The organism is Burkholderia sp. AU27893 (assembly GCF_002223205.1).
Taxonomy (GTDB): domain Bacteria; phylum Pseudomonadota; class Gammaproteobacteria; order Burkholderiales; family Burkholderiaceae; genus Burkholderia.
Map to the genome: position 1 here is coordinate 1623841 of NZ_NKFD01000004.1, position 23324 is coordinate 1647164.

Below are 23324 nucleotides of genomic sequence, written 5' to 3' on the forward strand. Positions count from 1 at the left end.
GACACCCGCGTCACCGCCGCGCGCCGATCCATCCGGCGATTTCGACGAGCCGCTTCATATCGGGCGCCGACGCGAGATCGATCGCGAGCCGGTGCCGATAATACGGGCCGAGATCGAGCCCGACGCCCAACCCGAGCACGTCGACGCGTCCCGCCGACTCCTCGCGCGCAACCACCTGCTTCAGATGGTTGTCGAGGTAGAACGGATCGTTCGCGAGCGCCGTCGCCCCGTCCATCGGGCTGCCGTCCGAGATCACGACGAGGATCTTGCGCGCCTCCGGCCGCGCCGCGAGCCGCGCGCACGCCCATTCGACCGCTTCGCCGTCCACCCCTTCGCGGAACAGATCGGCCTTGAACAGCGCGGCAATGCCCGTGCGCGCATGCCGCCAGTGGGTATCCGCGTCCTTGAACACCAGGTGGCCGGTTTCGTTGAGCCGGCCCGGATGACGCGGCTTGCCGCGCGCGAGCCAGTCCTGCCGCGCGCGCCCGCCGTTCCAGGCGAGCGTCGTGAAGCCCAGCACTTCGGTTGCGAGACCAGCGGCATCGCCCGCGCGGGCCAGCGTGTCGACCATCAGCGCGACGCCGTCGATCCACGTCTTCATCGACCCGGAGCAGTCGATCAGGAATGCGAGCGCGCAGTCGGCGTGCGGCCGCACGCGTTCGAGCCGGAACAGCCGCCGTTCGGCCGGCGAGCTGACGAGTTGCGCGAGCCGGCGACCGTCGAGGCGGCCATGCTCTTCGCCGAACGACCAGCCGTCGGCCTGCGGCACGACGAGCGCCGCGCGTAGCACGCGGGCGAGCCGCGTGACGTTGATCCGCTGCGCGGCGACCTGGGCGTCGAGCCGGTCGCGATACTCGCGCAACAGTGCCGTGCGGATCTGCGCGGCCGGTCGAAGCTCGCGGTCGTAGCGCGTCGTATAGGCACGATAGACGGCATCGCCGCCCTGCAGCACGACGCTGTCGCCCGTCTCCACGAGCGCAGGCATATCGACGCCAGTCTCGTCGAAATCGACCCACAGCGAGAAATTCGTCAACGCGTCGTCCTGCTCGCGCGCGTCTTCCGTCTCCGTTTCCACGACGGCCGCACGCGCGTCGCGAATCATCGCAGCGATACACTTCGCGAGCGCGAGTGCGTGTTCCGCGAAGGCGCGCTGATCGTGCCGGCAGCGCTTGAGCCCGGCAAGCTGCACGCCGATCTCGGGCACGATCGCCGCGCGCGACGCTTCGATCAGGTCTTCCGTCTCTTCGAGCACGGGCCAGCCCGTCAGCCGCGACCACGCGATCTGCGCGACGGTGTACACGAGAATCCCGACATGCGTGTCGGCCTGCCCCGATCGATGAAACGCGCGTGACCAGGTCTCGAAGCGATGACGCAGGTTCTGCACGACACCGCGCATGGCGGGCGGCGCGAGCGATTCGCAGCGCAGTTGCTCGAGCATCTCGAACAGCACGCGTTCGACCGGATCGTCGCCGGACAACGCGCGATGCCGGTCCGCATCCGAATACAGGATGCGCAGCGCGACGCCGTCGGCCGCGCCGCGCCATGACGCGAGATCGTCGTCGGCGGCGTGCGCGCGCAGGTGCGGCGCATGGATCGGCAACGGCCGCAGGTCGCGGCACACGCGGCCCGCCCGGTAATGCAGCGCCGCGTCACGCGTCAGCGCGCGTACCGTCGACGCGCCCAGCGCTTCGCGCGCCGACGTGCGGCGCGCGGCATCGCGATCGGCGCTCACCGCCCTGCCCCCGGCTCGCCGCCGCCGGCACGCGACGCAACCGCCAGCTCCTCGCCGAAACAGCGCTGGTAATACTCGGCGACGACCGGCCGCTCCGCGTCGTCGCACTTGTTCAGGAACGTGAGCCGGAACGCGAGCGCCGGATCGCGGAAGATCTGGCAGTTCTCGGCCCAGTTGATCACCGTGCGCGGCGACATCAGCGTCGACAGGTCGCCGGTCGCGAAACCGTTGCGCGTCAGCTCCGCGAGGCTCACCATCGATTCGAGCAGCGGGCGGCCGGCTTCGTCCGCGAGTTCCGGCACGCGCGCACGGACGATGCCGATCTCCTCGTCGCGCGGCAGGTAGTCGAGCGTCGCGACCACGTTCCAGCGGTCCATCTGCGCGTGGTTGAGCATCTGCGTGCCGTGGTAGAGCCCGTTCAGGTTGCCGAGCCCGACCGTGTTCGCGGTCGCGAACAGCCGGAACGACGGATGCGGGTGAATCACGCGGTTCTGGTCGAGCAGCGTGAACTTGCCGTCGCGCTCCAGAATCCGCTGGATCACGAACATCACGTCGGGCCGCCCCGCGTCGTATTCGTCGAAGATCAGCGCGACCGGCCGCTGCAGCGCCCACGGCACGATCCCTTCCTGGAATTCGGTCACCTGCACGTCGTCGCGCACGACGATCGCATCCTTGCCCACCAGATCGAGCCGGCTGATGTGGCCGTCGAGGTTCACGCGCACGCACGGCCAGTTCAACCGTGCAGCGACCTGCTCGATATGCGTCGACTTGCCGGTGCCGTGCATCCCCTGCACGAGCACGCGGCGGTTGCGCGCGAAGCCCGCGAGGATCGCGAGCGTGACGTCCGGGTTGAAGCGGTAGGCGTCGTCGATATCGGGCACGTGGTCGTCGCGCGTGCTGAACGCGGGCACCATCAGGTCTGAATCGAACCCGAACCGTTCGCGGACCGGCACCATGCAGTCCGGCTTGTTCGCCACCCCATCCATTGCGTTGCGCTCCTGTCGTTGCTGTCGTTGCTGTCGTTGCTGTCGTTGCTGGCCGCGCGGGCATCGATCGTCGCGCCCGCGCCGGTCGCGTTTATGGAACGATTCGTTCCATCGCTGAAAATGCGTGCCGGGTTGCCGCGCCCACCGCCCCACGCGGCCGGCCTGCCGGGCCGTTCGGTACAATGGCCGCCATCCAGTTTTCGGAACGCCTGCCATGCTGCCCGCGGATACGCCCACGCTGCGCGCCTTCGCGCTGCTCGAACATCTCGTCCAGGCCGGCGACGCCGTGTCGCTCGCCGATCTCGTGCGCGAAGTCGATCTCCCGAAGGCGTCGCTGCACCGGATGCTCGCGTCGCTCGAAGCCGGCGGCCTCGTGATCCGCGAGCCGGGCCGCAAGAACGCGTATGCGATCGGCCCGCGCCTCGCGCGGCTCGGCACCGGCGTGATGCTGCATGCGGGCGCGCGCCGGCTGCGCCACGCGATCCTCGAACGGCTCGTCGCCGATCTCGGCGAAACCTGCAACCTCACCGCGCTGCACGACACGGAAGTCGTCTATCTCGACCGCGTCGAAGCCGACTGGCCGCTGCGCCTCGACCTGAAGCCCGGCTCGCGCGTGCCCGCGCACTGCAGCGCCAGCGGCAAGCTGCTGCTCGCGCTGCTGCCGCGCGACGAACGCACCGCGCTGGTACGCGCACTGGCGCTGCCGCGCTACACGCCGAACACGATCTCCGACCCCGAGCTGCTCGAAGCCGAACTCGACCGCACCGCGCACAAGGGCGTCGCGATCGACAACGAGGAATTCGTCGCGGGCATCGTGTGCATCGCGGCGCCGATCGTCGGCGACGACGGCGCATGCATCGCCGCGGTCGCCGTGCATGCGCCCGTGTCGCGCGCACCGCTGTCGCGGCTGCTCGACCACGTGCCGCGTTTGCAGGAAGCGGCGCGCGCGCTCGCGGAAACGTTCTAGTTCCCGCGCGGCGTGGCGGCGCCCACGCAACGTCATGACGCGCGCTGGTAGTAGATGTTCTGCGGATGGCGCGCATCCGCGAAGAAGAACCAGCGTTCCGCGACCAGCCCCGCATACTGGATCACGAACGCCGCGCCGAGCGCGACGGCGGCCGCGACCGACGTCGGCGCGAGCGCACCCGCGCCGGTCAGCACGAACGGCACCGCGAATGCGCCGATCAGGAAGCCGGCCTTTACCGCCCGCAGCGTGCCGTTGCCCTGCCCGTGAAAGAACTCCCGCGTATTGAACGCGCTGGCCGTGAAACCGCGCGATTTCTGTTCGACCTTGTCGCTGCGGATCCCGGTCGCGCTCTGCACGGTCGACTTCGGCCGCAGTCGCGCATTGCGTGCAAGCGACGCAATCCGTGCCGCGCAACCTGCGAGCGTCAGCACGCAGGCGGCCACCGCGAGCCGGCCGACCAGCGACGGCGCGAGCCACGCGGCGCACGCCGTCGCGAGCGTACAGCCCGACGCGCAGCCGAGCAGCACGAAGTTCACGAGCGTCAGCGGGCTGGCCCACTCCTGCAGGAAGCGCAGGCACGCGTAGATCATCGCGGTGCACACGAACAGCGCGACGCTCGCGAGCGCGCCCACCGCGCCGATCAGCAACGTACCGGGCCAGCCGAGCAGGTGCGCCGCGCCATACGCGAATGCGCACGCGAGAAACACCGGCAGCGCGATGCATTCGCGTGACAGCCACGACGTGCGCCACATCGCGATCGCACGCCACGCGCGTTCGGGGTGGCCGAGATGGAAGAACGACGCCAGCAGGCCGAGTGCGCCGAGCGCGACCGATAGCGCGGCGCCCGTCACGTAGAACGACGCGGCAATATCGACGCCTGCCGCGCTTGCCAGTGCCTCGACGATCACGAGCGTCAGCAGCAGACCCTGTGCCGCACCGCACAGGGTGGTGAGGAAAACGACAGAAAAGGCTGGACGCATGGGGACTCCGGTTTTTCGTATGAGTGAAGGGCTTGGCGTTCAGCGCTGCGTCGCGAGCGACACGAGATCGATGTCGCCGCGCGTCGCGCGGGCCTCGAATGAATCGTCTTCGCCGATGCCGTTCGATGCGCTGCCGCACCCGCCGCTACTTCCGCACCCGCACGATGCTTCGGTCTTCACGCGCGGCAGGTAATGGTTCGACGGCTGCGTGCCCCATTCGGGCATCAGCTGATAGCCGCCGCGTTCGCGGATCGCGCGCGACACGTCCGACTCCGGATCGTGCACGTCGCCGAACAGCCGCGCCGACGTCGGGCACGCGAGCACGCAGGCCGGCTTGCGGTCACGCTCGGGCAGCGCCTGGTTGTCGATGCGGTCCGCGCACAGCGTGCACTTCGTCATCTCCTTGCGCCCTTCGTCGAGCTCGCGCGCACCGTACGGGCATGCCCACGCGCAGTACTTGCAGCCGATGCACTTGTCGTAGTCGACCAGCACGATCCCGTCCGACTTGCGCTTGTAGCTCGCGCCGGTCGGGCATACCGGCACGCACGGCGGATCCTCGCAATGCAGGCACGACTTCGGAAAGTGAATCGTGTCGGTCATCGGGAACACGCCTGCTTCGTAGGTCTGCACGCGGTTGAAGAACGTGCCGGACGGATCGTCGTCGTACGGGCGCATATCGGCGAGGCTGCCGGCTTCGCCCGACGTGTTCCATTCCTTGCAGCTCGTCACGCAGGCATGGCAGCCGACGCACACGTTCAGGTCGATGACGAGGGCCATCTGGGTCATGGGGTGCTCCTTCGATCAGCGATCTTCAGACTTCGGGCCGGCGGACGCCGCGCGCCGCAACCGCGCGGCGAATGCGCCGGTTCCCGCGAAATACGCCTGCACGCGCTGCAGCACGCGCGGCGTGCCCGGCAGCGCCGGCATCGGCGCGAACTGCGGCAAGGTCGTGGCCGCATCGGCTTCGGCCGGATAGATCCGCACCTGCACGTCGTACCAGCCGGCCTGCCCCGTGATCGGATCGGAGTTCGACATCCGCGCACCGCCGCGCGCCGCATCCGGCAGCTCGTCGGTGATCACGTGGTTCAACAGGAAGCCGCGCTGCGACTCGCCCGCCTGCGGCCCGAGGTTCCACGCGCCGGCCGCCTTGCCGATCGCGTTCCACGTCCACACGGTGCCGGGCTCGACCGCCTCGCTGTAGCGCGCGCGGCAGCGCACCTTGCCCCACGGCGATTCGACGTAGATCCATGCGCCGTCGTCGATCTGCTGCGCGGCGGCCGTGACCGGGTTCACGAACAGGTGGTTCTCGCCGTGGATCTGGCGCAGCCATGCGTTTTGCGAATCCCACGAGTGGTACATCGCCATCGGCCGCTGCGTGATCGCCGCGAGCGGATAGCGGCCCGCATCGGTCAGCCCGCTTTCGAGCGACCGATGCCAGAACGGCAGCGGATCGAAATAGCGCGCGATGCGCTCGCGCAGATGGTCGGGCGGCTGGCGGCCCGACGTGCGGCCCTGCGCGGCGAGCCGGAATTTCTGCATCACGTCCGAGTAGAGCTGGATCACGATCGGCACGCCGAACTTGCGCATCCCGTTGTCGACCGCCCATTGCATGTACGGGCCGTTGCAGTTGCGCATGTACTGCAGCGGCTCCGGCAACCGGTGGTGATACACGCAGTTGTTCTCCGCGTAGCGCTTCCACTGGTCGGGATTCGGTTCGCCGACGACGGCCTTGTCGCCGTCCTTGCCGCGCCAGCCGATCAGGAAGCCGGTGCCGGAATCGGGCGCGGTCTGGAAGTTGATGACGAAATCCGGGTAGTCGCGATACTTGCGCTGCCCGTCCGCGGTCGTGAAGGCCGGAAACTTCAGCCGACTCGCGAGTTCGATCAGCACCTCCTGGAACGGCTTGCATTCGCCGGTCGGCGGCACGACCGGCACGCGCACCGAGTCGACCGGCCCGTCGAATTCGGAGATCGGCCGGTCGAGCACCGACATCACGTCGTGCCGCTCGAGGTAGGTCGTATCGGGCAGGATCAGGTCGGCGAACGCCGTCATCTCCGACGCGAACGCATCGCACACGACGAGGAACGGGATCCGGTATTCGCCGTCGTCGCGCTTGTCGACCAGCATCTTGCGCACTTCCGTCGTGTTCATCGACGAATTCCACGCCATGTTGGCCATGAAGATCAGCAGCGTGTCGATCGGATAGGGATCGCCGCGCCATGCATTGGTGATCACCGAATGCATGAGCCCGTGCACCGCGAGCGGGTATTCCCACGAGAACGCCTTGTCGAGCCGCGCGGGCGTGCCGTCCGGATGGACGAACAGATCCTCGGGGCCGGCGGGCCAGCCGAGCGGGCCGGTGGCAAGCGGCGTGTTCGGCTTGATCTGCGCCGGGTCGTTCGGCGGTTTCGCCGACGGCGGCACCGCGCGCGGATACGGCGCCTTGTGCCGGAAGCCGCCCGGCCGGTCGATCGTGCCGAGCAGCGACATCAGCACGGCAAGCGCGCGGATCGTCTGGAAGCCGTTCGAATGCGCGGCGAGCCCGCGCATCGCATGGAACGCGATCGGCACGCCCTTCACCGATTCGTGTTCCTTGCCCCACGAATCGGTCCAGCGCACCGGCAGTTGGATCGCGTGGTCGCGCGCAACCGTCTCCATCTCGCGCGCCAGGCGGCGGATCGTGTCGGCCGCGATGCCGGTGATGTCGGCCGCCCATTCGGGCGTGCATTCGGCCACCTGCTCACGCAGCAACGTGAACGACGGCGCGACGGGCGTGCCGTCGTCGAGCGTATAGCGGCCGTCGAGCGCGGGCGCCGCGCCTTCCGTGTGATGCAGCACCGCGCGGTTCGTCTTCGTGTCCCACCACATCCGGTTCTGCGGATACAGCGCGTTGACCTCCGGCGCGCCGGCGTCGCGCACGAACAGCCCGAACGTGTCGGCGCCGTCGCGCTGGTCGACCAGCTCCGCCGCGTTCGTGAAGCGCGACACGAATTCGACGTCGAACGCGTCGCGCGCGATCAGCTCGTGCATCAGCGCCATGAACAGCGCGCCGTCGGTGCCGGGGCGAATCGGAATCCATTCGTCGGCGATCGCCGCGTAACCGGTGCGCACCGGATTGATCGCGATGAAACGGCCGCCCGCGCGCTTGAACTTGCCGAGCGCGATCTTCAGCGGATTCGAATGGTGGTCTTCCGCGGTGCCGATCATGAAGAACAGCTTCGCGTTGTCGAGATCGGGGCCGCCGAATTCCCAGAACGAACCGCCGATCGTGTAGATCATCCCGGCCGCCATGTTCGCCGAGCAGAACCCGCCATGCGCCGCATAGTTCGGCGTACCGAACTGTTTCGCGAACAGCCCGGTGAGCGCCTGCATCTGGTCGCGGCCGGTGAACAGCGCGAAGCGCTTCGGGTCGGTGGCGCGCAGGTGTGCGAGACGCTTTTCGAGCACGTCGAACGCGACCTCCCACGACACCGGCTCGAACTGCGCGTCGCCGCGCTCGGCGCCCGGCTTGCGCATCAGCGGCTGCGTGAGCCGCGCGGGCGAATACTGCTTCATGATGCCGGACGAGCCTTTCGCGCAGATGACACCCTGGTTCAACGGATGCGCGGGATTGCCGTCGATATAGCGCACCTCGCCGTCGCGCAGGTGCACGCGGATGCCGCAGCGGCACGCGCACATGTAGCACGTCGTCGTCTTGATCTCGGCCTGCTCGTCCCGCTCGCGTGCCCGATGTTCCATCGTCTGTCCTCGTTCGCGGATTCGCGGATGAGGGCGCGCCCAGCAGGGCGCACCCGTGAATCGGTTCATCCATGCTATGCCGGCACGCGGCCGACATAAAGTCGCATCCTCTGATCGGTGCTATCGGTCAGCCCGATAGTTGCCCCGATAATTGCCCCGGCCATCCGTCGGCTCGGGCCGGAAGCCGCATGCACGAAGGCCCGGCACGCGGGCCGGGCCTTCGGCGTCAGGCGTTACCGCGCATGACCGTGCGTCACCGCGGCGGATAGGCGAGCAGTTCGCTGTCGTCGAGAGGCTCGCGGCGGCTGCGGCGCGTGAGCCCGTACGCGACGATCAGCACGCCGAGGCTGGCGACACCGAGCCACAGCGGCTTGCGCTGGTCGGGGATGAACGCCATCGCGACGAGGATGCCGACCATCCCGATGATCGCGACCCACGTGAGGTACGGATACGCCCACATCTTGACGCGCAGCTTGCTGGCGGCCACCGGGTCGAGACGCTTGCGCAGGCGCAGTTGCGAAAACGCGATCAGCACGTACACGAACAGCGCGACGGTGCCGTACGAATTGACGAGGAACGCGAACACGGTATCGGGCGACACGTACGACATCACGACCGACACGTAGCCGAACACCGTGCCGAGCAGGATCGCGCGCACCGGCACGCCGCGCTTGTTGACCTTCGCGAGCGCGGCCGGCGCGTCGCCGTGGCGGGTGAGCGCGAACAGCATCCGCGACGCCGCATAGAGGCCCGAGTTGAGCGCGGACAGCACGGCCGTCAGCACGATCGCGTTCATCACGTTGGCGGCAGCCGGTAGGCCCATCACTTCGAGCGCGCTCACGTACGGCGTGGCCATCTGATGCGAATTCCACGGCACCAGTGCGACGACGAGCGCCACCGAGCCGACGTAGAACACCAGCACGCGCGTGATCACCGAATTGGTGGCCTTCGCAACCGCTTTCGCCGGTTCCTTCGCCTCGGCCGCCGCGATCGTGACGATCTCGGCACCGAAGTAGAAGCCGGTCGCCGCGACCGCGCCGCTCATCACCGGCCCGATGCCGAGCGGCATGAAGCCGCCGTGGCCGAGCAGCGTCGGCAGCACGGACGTCGTATGCATCGACGCGGGCCACAGGCCGAGCACGTAGAGGCCGCCGAGGAACAGGAACACGATGATCGCGCCGACCTTGATCGACGAGAACCAGAACTCGAACTCGCCGTAGCTGCCGACCGAGATCAGGTTCGTGAGCGTCAGCACGACCAGCAGCGCGAGGCTGATGATCCACGCGGGCGTATCGGGCAGCCAGAACTGGATCAGCTTCGCGCCGGCCACCGCTTCGAGCGCGACGACGATCACCCAGAAATACCAGTACATCCAGCCGGTCAGGAAGCCCGCCATCTTGCCGGGCCCGCGCCAGTTGCCGAACGCGAGCCGTGCGTATTCGTAGAACGAACCGACGGCCGGCATCGCGCAGGCCATCTCGCCGAGCATCCGCATCACGAGCACGACGAGCCCGCCCGTGATCAGGAACGACAGGATCGCGGCCGGCCCGGTCTGCTGAATCACCACGCCGCTGCCGACGAACAGCCCGGCACCGATCACGCCGCCAAGCGCGATCATCGTCATGTGGCGCTGCTTGAGTCCACACTTCAGGTCACTCTGATTCGAGGGTTGCATGTCTTCTCCATATCCAGTTGTCCGGACGCCGCCCGCACGCCACCATCGAGTGAGCGCGGGCGCCGCCGGCGACGGCGCGTGCAGGGGCGCCTGCCGCCCCGGCCGCACGGATTTCTATTGCTTTTATTGTGTTCGACCGCCCGGCACGCGTTACGTCACGCCGGGCGATAGGCACTGCGTTCAGGGCTTTTCGTCGTTCCTGAAGTAAGACAGGTAGAGCATCCGTTGCCCGAGGCGCCGGAACGGCGCGAACGGGTGGCCAGGCAGCGGCGACGTGAAGATCGGCAGCGTCTGGCGGGCGCCCTTCCCCGCAATCTGCTCGGCCAGCCGGCGGCCGGCCTGCTGCGAGTACGACACGCCGTTGCCGCCGTAGCCGAGCGCGTAGTACACCGACTGCCGCGGGTCGGGCTGGCACACGCGCGGCATCATGTCGTGACTCACGTCGACCCAGCCCCACCATGAATAGTCGATTTCCACGCCGCGCAGCGCGGGAAACTTACGCGCCATCCCTTCCTTCAGCAATTCGAAGTGACGCGGGTTCGGCGCATCGTCACCGGTGATCGCGCTGCGGCTGCCGATCTGCAAGCGGCGATCGGGCAGGAAACGGTAGTAGAAACGCAGCGTGCGCGTATCGGTCAGCACCTGCGTCGTGCGGAAATTGCACGCGTCGATCTCCGCGTCGGTGAGCGGGCGCGTGACCATCGAGTTCGACAGGATCGGCATCACCTTGCTGCGCAGCGACGGATGCAGCGTCTGCGCGGTGTACGCGCCGGTCGCGATGCCCACCGCGCGGGCCCGCACGACGCCGCCGGGCGTACGCAGGTGATGCACGCCGTCGATCGTCTCGAAGCCGAGCACCGGGCTGCTCGTATGCACCTTCGCGCCGGCTTCGCGCGCGAGGCGCAGGTAGCCGAACGCGAGCTTCAGCGCATGGATGCCGATGCCTTCCGGCTCGTGCAACGCGCCGGCCGCTTCGTGATCGTTGATGAATTCGCGGCGGAAGGTTTCGGCGCTCAGCAGCTCGGACGGATAGCCGAACACGTCCTTCCACACCTTCGCCTCGGCCGCGAGCCTGGCCATGATGCGCGGGCGATGCGCGATCAGGAAATGGCCACCCGGCTGCGGGTCGCAGTCGATTTCCGCGACGAGCGACTTGAAGTGCTCGAAGCCTTCGAGGATCTCGTCGTGCATCTTCAGCGCGACATCCTTGCCCCAGCGCTCGATCCACTGCGAGCGCGACAGCCGGCCCGACGCGTTCTGCCCCTGCCCGCCGTTGCGGCTGCTGCAGCCCCAGCTCGTGCGGTTGGCTTCGAGCACGACGGCCTTGATGCCATGATCCCGCGCGAGGCACAGCGCGGTCGCGAGGCCCGTGTAGCCGGCGCCGATGATCGCGACGTCGACATCGAGATCGCGCGTCACGGGGCCGTCATCGGGCGGCGGGGTGCCGGCGGTTGCGACCCAGTAGGTCGGCGCGTACTGCTTGCCGCATCCGGGCCCCGGCGACACGAGCGGATCGTAGGTCGGGTCGTAACGCGTATCGCTCGGCCGGCCGCCGGCGAAGCCGCTCGCGGTGCGTTCGATGGAAGGGGTCGACATGCTCAGACCTCCGACACGGGCTGGCCTGCCGCGCCGCAACGGGCGCACGAGGCGATTCGACTGACTGATGCGGGGCGCGCGCTCGCCGCACGGGCGAATGCTGCCGACTGCCTGTTGGTCATGCCTGTCTCCTGATCGTTCTCTTCGGGTCGATCGTGTGCAGATGCTTCAATGCGGCGATCTGTCGAGGAAAGTGTAGGCAGGCCGATTTGTCGCAGGTAGGGCCAGTCGACCGGATTCGCTTGGACCAGCGTGTGGGGGCGTCGAACGGCTGGTAACAGCCGGCGACAGGTGCGCGGCGTCGGTCAAAAAGGATCGGCGGCGTGGACGCGATGCCACCGGGCGATCGGGACGCTGAACGGCGGGCTACCTCGGGCAGACGGCAGACGGAGTCGCTTGGCAAGGCGCGGCGGCATGAGCACGACGCGGCCGGACGACCGGGGCACCGAACGGCGGGCGGCAGCGGGCGACCGGCAGACAGCGTCGGTCAGCGGCGCAGGCACGACGCCGCCGGAAGACCGGGCCGCCGATACGCCCCCACGCCGCGCCCTGCCCTATCCGCCCCTTCCACCGTCACATCGCGCGCACCGCTAAGCCGTCCACGCCGCCGCGCTTCTCGATCGCCCGTGCGGACACGATCGACAGGAGTGCAGACAACATCACGTAAACCCCGACGAGCCACGGCGCCCCGCCGTTCATGCGCAGCAGCGCGGTCGCGACGATCGGCGTGAGCCCGCTCGCGAAGATACCCGACACCTGGTAGACGAACGAAATCCCCGTGTAACGCACGTTCGCATCGAACAGCTCCGCGAACAGCGCGGCCTCCGGCCCGTAGGCCATCGCGTAGAAGATCCCCAACGGGATCACCAGCGCGAGCCACACGGCGAGCAGGTGGGTCGACTGCGTCTGCAGCAGCCAGAACGCGGGCAGCACCGACAGCCCGCACAGCGTCGCGCCCCACCGGTACACACGCGCACGGCCGAGCCGGTCCGACAGCCCGCCGAACACCGGGATGAACACGCACATCACGACCGCCGCGCTCATCACGCCGAGCAGCGCGTCGCCGCGCGACATCGACAGGTTGCGCGTCATGTAGCCGATCGAGAACACCGCGAACACGTTGAAGAACACGCCGTCGATATAACGCGCGCCCATCCCGAGCAGGATCGCCTGACGATAGTGGGCGAGCAGCTCGACGACCGGCAGCTTCGTCGCGCGCCGCTGGCGCTTGAGCGCGACGAACTCGGGCGTATCGGCCACGCGCGTGCGGATGTAGAAGCCGACCGCGACCAGCAGCAGCGACGCCGCAAACGCGACGCGCCAGCCCCACGCGAGGAACGCGGCGTCCGGCAGCGCACGCGACAGCGCCGCGACCACGCCGGCCGCGAGGCACAGCCCGATCGCGAGCCCGATCTGCGGCAGGCTCGCATACAGCCCGCGCCGGTGCGGCGGCGCGTACTCGTACGCCATTAGCACCGCGCCGCCCCACTCGCCGCCCAGGCCGATGCCCTGCAGCACGCGCAGCGTGAGCAACAGCACCGGCGCCCACATGCCGATCTGCGCGTAGGTCGGCAGGAACGCGACGCCGGCCGTCGACACGCCCATGATCAGCATCGTCAGGATCAGCGCGGACTTGCGCCCGACGCGGTCGCCGAGATGGCCGAACAGCAAGCCGCCGAGCGGCCGCGTGACGAAGCCGACCGCGAACGTCGCATACGCGAGCATCGTCGACACGAACGCGTCGCCGGCCGGAAAGTACTGCTTGTCGAACACGATGCCGGCGACCACGCCGTACAGGAAAAAGTCGTACCACTCGACGGTCGCGCCGATCACGCTGGCCGCGGCCACGCGTCGGACGACCCGGGAATCGATTGCCATGCGAGCTTCTCCAGGTAAGGATGCGCCGCAACCTGCCCCGGCGCCGTACCGGCGGGGGCATCGATGAACGCGCGGCGGCCGTCCGGGCGCAGGCGCACGGGCCACGCGGGGTGATGCGTGGCGACGCGCTACGCGAGCGCCTCGGCGGCCGGCGCGACACTGCGGCCGCGATCGGCCTCGCGCGCGTCCTCGAGGATCATGTCGGACGCCTTCTCGGCGACCATCACGATCGGCACGTTGGTGTTGCCCGATACGAGGGTCGGCATGATCGAGCAGTCGACCACGCGCAGCCCGCGCGTGCCGTACACGCGCAGCCGCTCGTCGACGACAGCGAGCGCATCGCTCGCGACGCCCATTTTCGCGGTGCCGGACGGATGGAAGATCGTCTGCCCGTATTCCCGGCAGAACTCGAGCAGTTCGTCGTCGGTCTGCGCGTCCGCGCCCGGCCGCACTTCGCGCTTCATCAGCGGCGCCATCGGCTCGGTGGCCGCGACGCGTCGCGCGAAGCGCACGCCGGCCACCGTCGTGTGGCGGTCGCGCTCGGTGTCGAGATAGTTGGGCTGGATCGACGGCGCGTCGCGCGCATCGTCGGTGCGGATGCGCACGGTGCCGCGCGATTCGGGCCGCAGCTGGCAGATCGAATACGTGCAGCCGGGAAACGGATGCACGCTGCCGCCCGCCGAATCGGCCGACAGCGTCGAGAAATGGAACTGGATGTCCGGCGTCGCCGATTCGTCCGGCAGCGCACGGCAGAACATCCCGCCCTGGTTGATGCCGATCGCGAGCGGGCCGCCGCGGAACAACGCCCACTGCAGCCCCATCTTCGCGCGGCCGATCCACGAATGCAGCTCGTCGTTGGTCGTGATCGGCTTCGTCACTTCGTAGATCAGACGAATCTGCAGATGATCCTGCAGGTTCTCGCCGACGCCCGCGCGATCGGCGACGACCGGAATCCCGTGCCGGTTCAAGAGCGCTGCAGGCCCGACGCCCGACACCTGCAGCAGTTGCGGCGATTGCAGCGCGCCGGCCGCGAGAATCACCTCGCGCAACGCGCGCACCTCATGCACGTTGCCATGCTGGACGTACCGCACACCGGACGCCTGCGCGCCGTCGAACAGCACCTTCAGCGCCTGCGCATCGGTTTCGACGTGCAGGTTCGGCCGCCCGCGCGCGGGCTTCAGGTAGGCCACCGCCGTCGAGCAGCGCAGCCCGTTGCGCGTGGTGAGCTGGTAATAGCCCACGCCCTCCTGGTCACCCGTATTGAAATCGTCGACCGTGCGCACGCCGAGCCGGTTCGACGCGGCCACGAACGCATCGACGAGTTCGTGCCGCTGCCGGATCACGGACGCCCACAGCGGGCCGCCGATGCCACGCGTCGGCCCTTCGCCGAGCGTGTTGTGTTCGAGCTTGCGGAAATACGGCAGGCACTCGCGCCAGCTCCAGCCGCGATTGCCGAGCGCGGCCCAGTGGTCGTAATCCTGTTGCTGCCCGCGCACGTAGATCAGCCCGTTGATCGAGCTGCAGCCGCCGAGCGTGCGGCCGCGCGGCCAGTACAGGCGGCGGTTGTGCATGTTCGGATCGGGATCGGTGTGGAAGCCCCAGTTGTACACGGGGTGGAACATCGTCTTGCCGTACCCGATCGGCACGTGGATCCACATGTAGCGGTCGGCGGGGCCGGCTTCCAGCAGGCACACCGTATGGCGGCCGCCGTCGGACAGCCGGTTGGCGAGGACGCAACCGGCCGATCCCGCGCCGACCACGACATAGTCGAAGCTGCGTGTCATTCCGTGTCTCCGTTTCCGGGGTTTTTTGAAAATCCGGTATGTTTCGTCCAAATTTATTGAGCCCACGGAACGCATACAAGCCGATTTATTGTCCACGCCGTGAATGTGGTACAAAAACCGTTCAATTCGTTTCATTTCCGTCGCACACACCATCCCGGGACGCACGCCGATCCCGACGGAGGAGACACATGCGCGAAACCGCCCCCGCGCCGTCCGATGGCGCGCCCGCCGACGACGCGCGCGTCCTGCGCGCGCTCGCGGTGCTCGAAGCACTCGCGTCGGCCGGCCAGCCCTACACGCTGTCGCAGCTCGCCGCGCGGCTGCACATTCCAAAGGCGACACTGCTGCGCCTGATCGAATCGCTCGAAACGCGCGGCTACGTGATCCACCTGCCCGACTCGCGCGGCCACGATCGCGGCATCGCGCTCGGCCCGCGTGCCGCGCAGTTCGCGCTCGCGGCGCTGTCGAACAACACCTTCACGCGCGGCTGCCGCTCGGTGCTGCGCTCGCTCGTCGACGTGCTCGGCGAGACCTGCAACCTCACCGCGCTCGACGGCGACACGGTGCTGTACGTCGAACGCGTCGAGACGACCGAGCCGTTGCGGCTCGAGATGCGGCCCGGCATGCGCGTGCCGCTGCATTGCACGGCGAGCGGCAAGCTGTTCCTGTCGCAGCTGAATGCGCTGGAGCGCAACGCGATGCTCGCGCGGCTCACGCTGAAGAAGATGACCTACCGGACGCTGACCGATGCGCAGTTGCTCGCGGCCGAGCTCGACCGGCTCGCCGCGCGTGGCGTCGGGATCGACAACGAGGAGTTCGTGCGCGGGATGGTGGCGGTGGCGGTGCCGGTGAAGGAGGCAGCAAGCGGCCGCGTGCTCGCGGCGCTCGCCGTGCATGCGCCGACCGCGCGCGCGACGCTCAACGACCTGCTGGAGAACGTGCCGAAAATGCGGGAAGCGGCGACGCGGCTCGCGCCGCTGCTGCATGCGGCCGAGGGCGCGCCGCCGGGTTGATTGCCGTGATGCGCCAAAGCGTCGAAACGTTCACGCGAGGTGGTAACGCAGCCAGAAAGTCTCACGGCACGCGTTGTCGAACGTGATCCGCGTCGGGCCGATCGGTTGCGCATCGGGATGGCGCAGCACGTCGTAGTCGATCCAGCATTCCGCGCACAGCAGATCGGACGGCGCGCGATCCTGCTCGACCGAGCGGCGCACGATCGCGCCGTTGTCGAAGCGGTATTCGGTTTCGTCGCGCATGACTTCGACATCGTCGTCGGTCCAGCGATCGTGCGACGTCGTGTGCGACACGATCGACACCGGGCCCGGGAGTCCGTGAATCGCGGCGACGTAGGAAATGAGCTTGTCCATGGCGAGGCGGCAGGGAAACAGATGACCGCATCGCGCAACGCATGCTGCGCGATACGGCCCGAGCGGCGAGTATAGCCGCGTGCCGAAGACCTTGCCGCCGGCGGGGTTTCGCGCGCTACGCCTCCAGCGCGAGCAACGCGAACGTCGCGAGCCAGTGCTCGCCCATGTAGTCGCCGGCCACGTGCGCGAGTGCGCTCGCAAGATGCCGGTCGGCCGCGTCGAGCAGCTTCGCGCGCCGCGCATCATCTTCCGGCAACGCGCCGGCCAGCGCGCGCTGGCACCACGCGCGGCTCAGGTTCAGCCCGTCGAGGTGCGCGATCTTCCCGTCGCTGCGATCGCTGACCGTCGCCGGCTCGAACAGCGTCGCCGGCTCGCCGCGCGCGAGATCGGGCAGGAAGCGCGCGAACCAGCCGTCGAATTCGGCAGCCGGCAGCACGCGCCGCATCAGCTCCGCCTCCATCAGCGCGGGCGACAGGAATTCGTCGCCCGACGGTTCCCACGCCTGGCATGCGACATCGTTCAGGTGCCAGCGCTTCGCGGTATCGACGATCAGCGCCGCGAGCCCGTCGCGCTGCGTGTCGCGCGCGAAGTCGAGCGTGAGCGCCAGCGCGAACGCGGTGTTGAAGTGCGTGCCGACGCGCAGCGGATAGGTCGCTTTCGGCAGGAAGGTCTCGAAGCGCGACACGAACAGGTCGGTCAGCGGCGCCATCGTCTTCGCCCAGCGCGCGGCCTGCGGCATCGCCCCCTTCAGCGCGAGCCGCTCCAGTTGCGCCGACAGCGCGAGCAGCCACGCCCAGCCGTACGGCCGCTCGAAACCGGCGTTGTGCGGCCGCGCGAGATACGTGCGCTCGCCGGCGACGTTCGCGTCGGTGAAGTGCGCATCGACGATCGCGACGATGCGTTCGGCCTCCGGCAATGCCGGGTAGCGTTCGAGCACGCGCAGCACGAGCCAGTAGCCGTGCACGCACGAGTGCCAGTCGTAGCTGCCGTAGAAGATCGGGTGCAACGCGCGCGGCCCCTGCACGTCGTGCGGACCTTCGAGCGCATGCGTCAGCTTGTTCGGATATTCGCGGGTCAGGTGCGCGAGCGCGAGCGACGCGAATTTCGAGGCGAGTTCGGGGGTCAGTCGGTCGGTCATGGGGATCTCGTCAGAAGCGGAATGCGAACGCGTACATCAGCAGCGTGTTCACGGCGAGCAGCAGCAAGGCCGTCGGCCACTGCACCTTGATCACGCCATTCTTGTCCTTCAGTTCGAGCAGCGCCGCCGGCACGATGTTGAAGTTCGCGGCCATCGGCGTCATCAGCGTACCGCAGAAGCCGCTCAGCATCCCGATCGCGCCGACGATCGCCGGGTTGCCGTGGAACTGGTGGACGATCAGCGGCAGGCCGATGCCGGCCGTCATCACGGGAAACGCGGCAAAGCCGTTGCCCATGATCATCGTGAACAGCGCCATGCCGACCGTGTAGGCCGCGACCACCGCGAACGGCGAATCGATCGGCACCCACTCCCTGACGAGCCCCGACACCACGCCGCCGACACCCGCGACCGCGAACAGCGCGCCGAGCGCCGCGAGCATCTGCGGCAGGATCGCGGCCCAGCCGACCGCGTCCATCGTGTGGCGTGCCTCCTTCACCGCATGCACGGGCGAATCGCGCAGCATCGCGAGCGCGACGGCGAACGCGACGAGCGTGCCGAGCACGAGCGAGATCAGCGTCACGCTCTTCTGCTCGACGAACGGCACGAGCTTCAGCGCGAACGTGCCGATCAGCGTGACGACCGGAATCAGCAGCGCGGGCAGGAACAACTTGTTGCCGAAACGCTGCGCGAGCGTCTCGCGCCGCACGGCCGCGGCCTCCCCGGCTTCGTCGGACTTGCCGCGCCCGAGCTTGCCCGAACCGGCGATCACCGCGAGCGCGATCGCAAGGCAGCCCGTCACGAAATGCGGCAGCAGCGCGCCGAACAGGAACGTGGCCGCGTAGATCGCCCAGAACGCGAAATTGACGACGCGGCGCGGGTTCGTGCGATCGGTCAGGTTGAAGTAGGCGAACGCGGCGAACATCAACCCCGCGAGCGTGTACAGCGATTCGAGGCCGATCATCGCGTGCCCTCCTGCCCCACCAGGCCGAAACCGCGCGTGAGCCGGCGATCCAGCAACGCGAGGCGCGTGCAGTGGATCAGCAGTGCGGCGATCGCGGTCGGGATCGCCCACACCGACAGGTGCAGCGGCTCGATCGAGATGCCGTTCTGTTCGAGAAAGCCCTTGATCAGCAGGATCGACTGGATCGCGATGAAGATGTCCTCGCCGAAGAACACGGCGACGTTGTCGGCGCCCGATGCATGCGCGCGGATCTGCTGGCGCACCGATTCGGGCAGTTCGCCATGCCGGTTGACCGCGGCGGCCTCCGCCATCGGCGCGATCAGCGGCCGCACCATCTGCGCATGGCCGCCGAGCGACGTGAGGCCGAGCGCGGCCGTCGCCTGGCGCAGCACGAAGTACAGCATCAGCACGCGGCCCGTGGTGGCCGCCTGCACGCGCGAGATCATCCGCTTCGCCTGCTCCTTGAGCCCGTTGCGCTCGAGCAGCGCGATCACCGGCAGCGTCAGCCAGATGAGCCCCATGTAGCGGTTTTCGGTGAACGCCTTGCCGAACGCGCTGACGATGTCGACGAGATTCAGCCCGCCCGCCAGCCCCGTCGCGAGCCCCGCGATCGTGACCACCAGCAGCGCGTTGAAGCGCAGCGCAAAACCGATCACGACGATCGGCACCCCAATCAGCACCAGCATTGCTCCTCCTTGGATCGGACGCGCGGCGCCTTGGCCTGCGCCGCCTGCCCGGTTTGGACCGGGCTCTGACGGCGCAATCTAACACGAGACTTTATCGACAAAAAGTCGACAATTTACTGCTTCGGGTAAACGTTGAAGCGTGCGACCACGGTGCCTGGGCCATGTGTCGGTGGGGTTTCGTCCGAGGAATCGGGGGATGGCCGGACGGCGCGCACGCGCCGGTTGCGGCACGTGCGTCGGCGCCCCGGCCGGCGGCGTGCAGCGGCCTGCCGCGCGTGGCGGAGCCCCGGTGCGCCGACTACACTGGAAAGCATCGGCAACGGACGGGAGAGCCGCCATGATTGACGTATTCCAGACCATCGGCAGCCGCGCGTTCTCCGCTCATCTGGCGAAGGACGGGATGGTGACGCTGATGGAGCAACGCCATGAGGTCGATCGCGTGACGCTCGCGACCGCGTATGCCGCGCTCGTCGAGGAGTCCGAGCAGGAAGCCGACCTGCTCGACGCGACGGTCGAGGGGATGATGCGCGCGCTGATCCAGGGGTACGCGCGCAGCCATTGACGGCGCGGCCGCACATCGGGTGCGCGACCGGTTTCCGCCCTCGCCCGCCGAAGCGGATGACGGGCGGGCGCGGGCGCTACGCGGCCGGTGTCCCGGCGCCCATGCCGAACCACCGACCCGCGCGCAGTGGCCGGCAGTCGGCCTGCGTGAAGATCCTCGGCAGGTTCGCGACCGCCCGGTTGCCGGCGCGGTCGCGTTCCGTCATGAACGCGTCGGCGCGCTTCGTCGCGCCTGGAGGGATCGCGCGCTATTGCACCGTCAAATGCGCGCGCATCGTATCGAATTCCGGCTTGCTCGCGTCGAACCGGTCGACAGGCGCCGTATAGGACAGCCCGTACATGATCGTCTCGCTCATCGTCGCGACGAGCGTCTGGCGGATCGCCGTTCCATCCGCGCGATGCATGTCGCAGGTCGTCGCGAGTCCCGCGCGGCCGCCCAGCGCCATCTGGCCGGGTGACGTGCACTGCGCGGTCCAGCCGCGATGGCGGTAACCGTCGACGATCGTGTGCTGCATCGTGTCGAACTCGTGATCGAGACGGGCCGCGCCGTGATCCGTCCGGACGATCCGCATCAGCGAAATCACCGCCTCGGCCGTGCCCGACGGGCCGCGTTTCACCGCGACGTCATTTGAACCGGGCAGCGTCTTGCCGGCGCGGGTGGTCGGTGCGGGACCTGGCGACACTTCCCAGCCCGACGGCCACGCAATGGGTTCGGCCGCTTCGGCAAACGTCATCGGCGGCCCGATGCACAACCACACGGCGAGGGCACGCACGGTCATTCGAAAACGGGGCTTCAGGCTCATGTCGTTCGGCGGATTCCGTGTCGCGGAGGGCGCGTCATGATCGCACGGCGTACCGTCCGCCCGCCAGCGGAGACCGGCTTTCACGGGCCTTCCGGTACGCACCGTCATAGAGGAAACGCACTGAAACGGCACCATGCGCGAATTTTTCGATTGCCGCCGCCCGCGCCGCATGACAGCATGCGGGCGTCGCCAACCGAAAAGAATGTCGTGCCGTCCGGCCGCCGATGCCGTCCGGCGGCGCCGAGCAGGCAGCCCCTTCCATGAACCCGGCCCACCTCCAACACTACGAACCGACCGGAGAATTCCGCTTGTGAACATCGGCATCGTCAACGACCTCCCGCTTGCCGTCGAGGCGATGCGCCGCGCGATCGCGCGCCGGCCCGAGCACCGCGTGCTGTGGGTCGCGACCGACGGCGCGCAAGCCGTCGAGCTGTGCGCCGCGCAGCCGCCCGACATCGTGCTGATGGACCTGATCATGCCGAAATTCGACGGGATCGAAGCGACGCGGCGGATCATGCGATCCGAACGACCGTGCGCGATCCTGATCGTGACGAGCTGCATCGGCGCGAATGCCTGGCGCGTGTTCGAGGCGATGGGCGCCGGCGCGCTCGACGCGGTCGATACGCCGCGGCTCGGCGACGGCGCGGCCGGCGACACGACCCGCCTGCTGCTCGCGAAGATCGACCAGATCGGCCGCCTGCTCGACGCGCCCGGCGGCACGCGCCTCGCCGGCACGGCCGCCCGCGCCGGCGGCGGCCCGCTGGTCGCGATCGGCGCCTCGGCCGGCGGCCCCGGCGCGCTCGCGTCCGTCCTCGGCGGCCTGCCGGCCGATTTCAGCGCCCCGATCGTGATCGTCCAGCACGTCGACCGCGCGTTCGCCGAAGGCATGGCGCAATGGCTCGACGGCCAGACACCGCTCGCCGTACGCGTCGCGCGCGAAGGCGATCGCCCGCAGCCGGGCGTCGCACTGCTCGCCGCGACCGACGACCACCTGCGCATCACCCGTGACGGCACGCTCGAATACACGCGCGAACCGGCCGCCACGCCGTATCGCCCGTCGGTCGACGTGTTCTTCAACAGCCTGACCGAGCACTGGCCCGGCCGCGTGATCGGCGTGCTGCTCACCGGGATGGGCCGCGACGGCGCGATCGGCCTGAAGGCGCTGCGGATGAAGGGCTACCATACGATCGCCCAGGACGAGGCGACGAGCGCCGTGTACGGCATGCCGAAAGCGGCCGCGACGCTCGGCGCGGCACGCGCGATCTTGCCCCTCGGGCGCATCGCGGGCGAGCTGGCGGCGCTCGCGAGAATCTGAGCCCGACGATGAACACGCGCAACACCCATGTCTGCCCCTGCAACAACCGCAACAACCCGCATCGACCATGACGATTGACCTGACTCGCCCGCCAGGCGGCCCCTACACGCCGCCCGTCGACGTGCCGGCGATGGTGCTGCTGGTGGATGACCAGACGATCGTCGCGGAAGCCGTGCGGCGCGCGCTCGTCGACGAGGACGGCATCGATTTCCACTACTGCCCGCGTTCGGACGACGCGATGGCCACCGCGATCGAGACACGGCCGACCGTGATCCTGCAGGACCTCGTGATGCCCGGCACCGACGGGCTGAGCCTCGTGAGGGCGTACCGCGAGAATCCGGCGACGCGCGACGTGCCGATCATCGTGCTGTCGACGCAGGAAGAGCCCGTGATCAAGAGCGCCGCGTTCGCCGCCGGCGCGAACGACTACCTCGTGAAGCTGCCCGACCGCATCGAGCTCGTCGCACGCGTGCGCTACCACTCGCGCTCGTACATGAACCTGCTGCAACGCGACGAGGCCTACCGCGCGCTGCGGCAATCGCAGCAGCAGTTGCTCGAAGCCAATCTCGAGCTGCGGCGCCTCACTCATTCCGACGGCCTGACCGGGCTGTCGAACCGGCGCTATCTCGACGAATACCTCGCCGCCGAATGGCGGCGCGGCACGCGCGAGCGCAGCGAGCTGTCGCTGCTGATGATCGACGTCGACAACTTCAAGCTGTACAACGACACGTACGGCCACGTGTCGGGCGACAGCGTGCTCAAGCAGATCGCGTCGACCATCGAGCGCTGCCTCGGCCAGTCGGGCGATCTCGCCGCGCGTTTCGGCGGCGAGGAATTCGCGGTCGTGATGCCGGCCACGTCGCCGGGCGCCGCGCGGCTGCTCGGCGAGAAGATCCGCCTCGCGGTCGAGGCGCTGCGGCTGCGGCACGCGCATTCGTCGACCGGCAACACCGTGACGATCAGCATCGGCGGCGCGACCATCGTGCCGATGCCCGGCCTGCCGACGACGCTGCTGATCGAAGCGGCCGACCGTGCGCTCTATCGCGCGAAGCACGAAGGCAAGAACCGCGTCGAGATCGATGCGACGCCGACGACGCCGGTCCCCGGCGGGTTCGGCGGGCCGCGCGTCGACTGAGCGCCGAACGCCGAACGCGCGC

General features: G+C 68.7%; 19 protein-coding genes. 5 read left to right on the forward strand and 14 right to left on the reverse strand.

Annotated features, from left to right (window positions below; translation table 11 throughout):
• Positions 1 to 10 precede the first annotated feature (10 nt).
• Together CFB47_RS27055 and CFB47_RS27060 are read right to left on the reverse strand one after the other, a co-directional pair.
• Entirely contained in the window at positions 11 to 1732 is a 1722-nt protein-coding gene (locus CFB47_RS27055) for a cobalt chelatase (protein WP_089462858.1), read from the reverse strand.
• Positions 1729 to 2718, reverse strand: coding sequence for an AAA family ATPase (locus CFB47_RS27060; RefSeq protein ID WP_089457925.1), 990 nt, complete (start codon positions 2716 to 2718; stop codon positions 1729 to 1731). The genes CFB47_RS27055 and CFB47_RS27060 overlap by 4 nt, the downstream gene beginning before the upstream one ends.
• A gap of 214 nt (positions 2719 to 2932) precedes the next feature.
• Here CFB47_RS27060 and CFB47_RS27065 point away from each other — a divergent pair, with 214 nt between their 5' ends.
• Positions 2933 to 3685, forward strand: coding sequence for an IclR family transcriptional regulator (locus CFB47_RS27065; protein ID WP_089462859.1), 753 nt, complete (start codon positions 2933 to 2935; stop codon positions 3683 to 3685).
• 32 nt (positions 3686 to 3717) lie between these two features.
• Here the strand turns inward: CFB47_RS27065 and CFB47_RS27070 are convergent, their stop codons facing one another.
• The 7 genes from CFB47_RS27070 to CFB47_RS27110 all read right to left on the reverse strand — a co-directional run bounded on the left by CFB47_RS27070 (position 3718) and on the right by CFB47_RS27110 (position 15336).
• Positions 3718 to 4665: a DmsC/YnfH family molybdoenzyme membrane anchor subunit gene (locus CFB47_RS27070; protein ID WP_089462860.1), complete on the reverse strand. Its 948-nt coding sequence runs from the start codon at positions 4663 to 4665 to the stop codon at positions 3718 to 3720.
• Positions 4666 to 4704: 39 nt separating this feature from the next.
• Positions 4705 to 5451, reverse strand: a complete 747-nt coding sequence (locus CFB47_RS27075) for a 4Fe-4S dicluster domain-containing protein (RefSeq protein WP_089457922.1) — start codon at positions 5449 to 5451, stop codon at positions 4705 to 4707.
• Between the two features lie 15 nt (positions 5452 to 5466).
• Positions 5467 to 8403 (reverse strand): molybdopterin oxidoreductase family protein, encoded by a 2937-nt coding sequence (locus CFB47_RS27080; protein ID WP_089462861.1) that lies wholly within the window; start codon positions 8401 to 8403, stop codon positions 5467 to 5469.
• Positions 8404 to 8656: 253 nt separating this feature from the next.
• Entirely contained in the window at positions 8657 to 10078 is a 1422-nt protein-coding gene (locus CFB47_RS27085; protein WP_089457920.1) for an amino acid permease, read from the reverse strand.
• A 180-nt stretch (positions 10079 to 10258) separates the two neighbouring features.
• Entirely contained in the window at positions 10259 to 11674 is a 1416-nt protein-coding gene (locus tag CFB47_RS27095; protein ID WP_089462862.1) for an FAD-binding oxidoreductase, read from the reverse strand.
• Positions 11675 to 12247: 573 nt separating this feature from the next.
• The gene (locus CFB47_RS27105) at positions 12248 to 13552 is read right to left on the reverse strand and encodes an MFS transporter (protein ID WP_089462864.1); all 1305 of its coding nucleotides are present in this window, start codon (positions 13550 to 13552) and stop codon (positions 12248 to 12250) included.
• Positions 13553 to 13680: 128 nt separating this feature from the next.
• Positions 13681 to 15336: a GMC family oxidoreductase gene (locus CFB47_RS27110; RefSeq protein ID WP_089462865.1), complete on the reverse strand. Its 1656-nt coding sequence runs from the start codon at positions 15334 to 15336 to the stop codon at positions 13681 to 13683.
• A gap of 188 nt (positions 15337 to 15524) precedes the next feature.
• On the opposite strand from CFB47_RS27110, the gene CFB47_RS27115 reads away from it, so the two are divergent.
• Entirely contained in the window at positions 15525 to 16349 is an 825-nt protein-coding gene (locus CFB47_RS27115) for an IclR family transcriptional regulator (RefSeq protein ID WP_089462866.1), read from the forward strand.
• Between the two features lie 30 nt (positions 16350 to 16379).
• Here the strand turns inward: CFB47_RS27115 and CFB47_RS27120 are convergent, their stop codons facing one another.
• The 4 genes from CFB47_RS27120 to CFB47_RS27135 all read right to left on the reverse strand — a co-directional run bounded on the left by CFB47_RS27120 (position 16380) and on the right by CFB47_RS27135 (position 19488).
• Positions 16380 to 16703: a hypothetical protein gene (locus CFB47_RS27120; RefSeq protein ID WP_089457915.1), complete on the reverse strand. Its 324-nt coding sequence runs from the start codon at positions 16701 to 16703 to the stop codon at positions 16380 to 16382.
• Positions 16704 to 16818: 115 nt separating this feature from the next.
• The gene (locus tag CFB47_RS27125; RefSeq protein ID WP_089457914.1) at positions 16819 to 17841 is read right to left on the reverse strand and encodes a DUF2891 domain-containing protein; all 1023 of its coding nucleotides are present in this window, start codon (positions 17839 to 17841) and stop codon (positions 16819 to 16821) included.
• A gap of 10 nt (positions 17842 to 17851) precedes the next feature.
• Positions 17852 to 18802: a DUF979 domain-containing protein gene (locus CFB47_RS27130; protein WP_089462867.1), complete on the reverse strand. Its 951-nt coding sequence runs from the start codon at positions 18800 to 18802 to the stop codon at positions 17852 to 17854.
• Positions 18799 to 19488, reverse strand: coding sequence for a DUF969 domain-containing protein (locus tag CFB47_RS27135; RefSeq protein ID WP_089442862.1), 690 nt, complete (start codon positions 19486 to 19488; stop codon positions 18799 to 18801). Before CFB47_RS27135 ends, CFB47_RS27130 begins: the two co-directional genes overlap by 4 nt.
• A 337-nt stretch (positions 19489 to 19825) precedes the next feature.
• On the opposite strand from CFB47_RS27135, the gene CFB47_RS27140 reads away from it, so the two are divergent.
• Complete coding sequence (locus CFB47_RS27140; RefSeq protein WP_039357299.1) at positions 19826 to 20050, forward strand: hypothetical protein; 225 nt, start codon at positions 19826 to 19828, stop codon at positions 20048 to 20050.
• A gap of 247 nt (positions 20051 to 20297) precedes the next feature.
• On the opposite strand, the gene CFB47_RS27145 is transcribed toward CFB47_RS27140, so the two are convergent.
• A complete protein-coding gene (locus CFB47_RS27145; protein WP_089462868.1) occupies positions 20298 to 20828 on the reverse strand; it encodes a DUF4946 domain-containing protein in 531 nt (176 codons plus the stop codon).
• Positions 20829 to 21162: 334 nt separating this feature from the next.
• Here CFB47_RS27145 and CFB47_RS27150 point away from each other — a divergent pair, with 334 nt between their 5' ends.
• Positions 21163 to 22167: a chemotaxis response regulator protein-glutamate methylesterase gene (locus tag CFB47_RS27150; RefSeq protein WP_089462869.1), complete on the forward strand. Its 1005-nt coding sequence runs from the start codon at positions 21163 to 21165 to the stop codon at positions 22165 to 22167.
• A 67-nt stretch (positions 22168 to 22234) separates the two neighbouring features.
• Positions 22235 to 23302, forward strand: coding sequence for a diguanylate cyclase domain-containing protein (locus CFB47_RS27155; protein ID WP_089442865.1), 1068 nt, complete (start codon positions 22235 to 22237; stop codon positions 23300 to 23302).
• The last annotated feature ends 22 nt before the right edge of the window (positions 23303 to 23324 follow it).